Below are 1312 nucleotides of genomic sequence, written 5' to 3'. Positions count from 1 at the left end.
GCTGCAAGCGCCTTTCGTCATGACAGTTCCTTTCACGGGTGAAAGAAACTGCCACGACACCATACCGCGGGAACGTTGTGCTTAATTTATGAATCAGGCTTCTAGAAATATCGAAAGTATACAAAAAGAGGTGAAAAACTCAGTCAATGACCTACTTCTAGAAAATGGATATTCACTTGTGACAGAGGAAAGGTTCAGCCAAGATTCAGCATTACTGCTACAGTGGGCTAATCAGGAAAGAAACCATGCCTTTCAGTTAATTTGGGATATTAAAGAACATTGGTTTGACTTAGGAGAATTTAATAGAACTGGTGACCTCAAATATATTGATTCAAAAGCCATTGACATATTCCCATTTAAGGTAATTGGTGTTTTCTTGCGAAATAGGTACACTGAAAAATACACTGCAAAGATTAGATCGAAAATTGAAGAAAAACTAAGCACAACACGCGGTGCATAGTGCATGCGGTTTTGTTTTAACATGCAAATCCACATTCCGTATGCCGTCGTTTTCGGCTTGACAGTCTCCACTTCGTGGGACAGTCAACCGCACGACACCATACCGCGGGAACGTTAGCAGCAATATAATGAAAGCTTCGAATTACATATTAATAATGTGTTTTCTGACTCTAACTTTTAAGATTGGAGCAAAAAATAAATTAAAAATTAGCCAAAAGTTTGACCCAATCTCCCAGACTTCAATATGTACAGATTTTCAAATTCCCCATTGCATTGAAAATGCGGAAGCAAAGCTTTCTGAAGACACACTAATAATTGAATTTTATAAGGTTACAGCGTCAACATTCGATGACTTGAAAATTAAAGTTATTAATGACAGATTTATGACAAGCTATAAAACTGTTTACATTGCAGCCCAAAATGGCAAGAATATATGGATTCCTAAGAATGAGTGTTTAAAATTGAATTCAAATCAATTCCTTGAAGGTAAAATATTAAAAGGAACTATAGACTTCGATTTTCAGGAAATCTTTATAAAGCCAAACGGAGAAAGAATCAAAACGAGAATAATAAACTTTAAAGGTGAGTTTAAAACAAAAATAAATACTGCTGCTAACACGCAGTCATAGTGCATGCGGTTCTTTTAACTTGCAAAATCGTATTCATCCTGGCGTCGTTTTCGGCTTGACAGTCTCCACTTCGTGGGACAGTCAGCCGCACGACACCATACTGCGGGAACGTTGTGCAGCATTTAAACAAACTAAATGAGAAAGAACAAATTGATATTAATAATTGGCATTCTTCTTTTCATCAGTTACGTTTTCAAAGACTACTTATTTGAGGAATTCTGGAT

General features: G+C 36.6%; 2 protein-coding genes. Both read left to right on the top strand.

The genetic code is table 11. From position 1 onward, the window contains the following. Nucleotides 1-88 precede the first annotated feature (88 nt). Nucleotides 89-460 carry a hypothetical protein gene (locus ACE01N_RS20415; RefSeq protein ID WP_380592917.1) on the top strand — a complete coding sequence of 124 codons (372 nt, stop codon included), beginning with the start codon at nt 89-91 and terminating at the stop codon, nt 458-460. Between the two features lie 127 nt (nt 461-587). Then, nucleotides 588-1088: a hypothetical protein gene (locus ACE01N_RS20410; protein WP_380592915.1), complete on the top strand. Its 501-nt coding sequence runs from the start codon at nt 588-590 to the stop codon at nt 1086-1088. The last annotated feature ends 224 nt before the right edge of the window (nt 1089-1312 follow it).

Origin of the sequence: Quyinboa ferrireducens (genome assembly GCF_042436675.1) — a bacterium.
Taxonomy (GTDB): domain Bacteria; phylum Bacteroidota; class Bacteroidia; order Bacteroidales; family UBA5342; genus JBHJHP01.
This window is presented reverse-complemented; position numbering and strand designations above follow the sequence as displayed.

Coding starts and splice junctions, on each gene's coding strand:
- ACE01N_RS20415 (WP_380592917.1), top strand. CDS start 89: ATGAATCAGGCTTCTAGAAATATCGAAAGTATACAAAAAGAGGTGAAA.
- ACE01N_RS20410 (WP_380592915.1), top strand. CDS start 588: ATGAAAGCTTCGAATTACATATTAATAATGTGTTTTCTGACTCTAACT.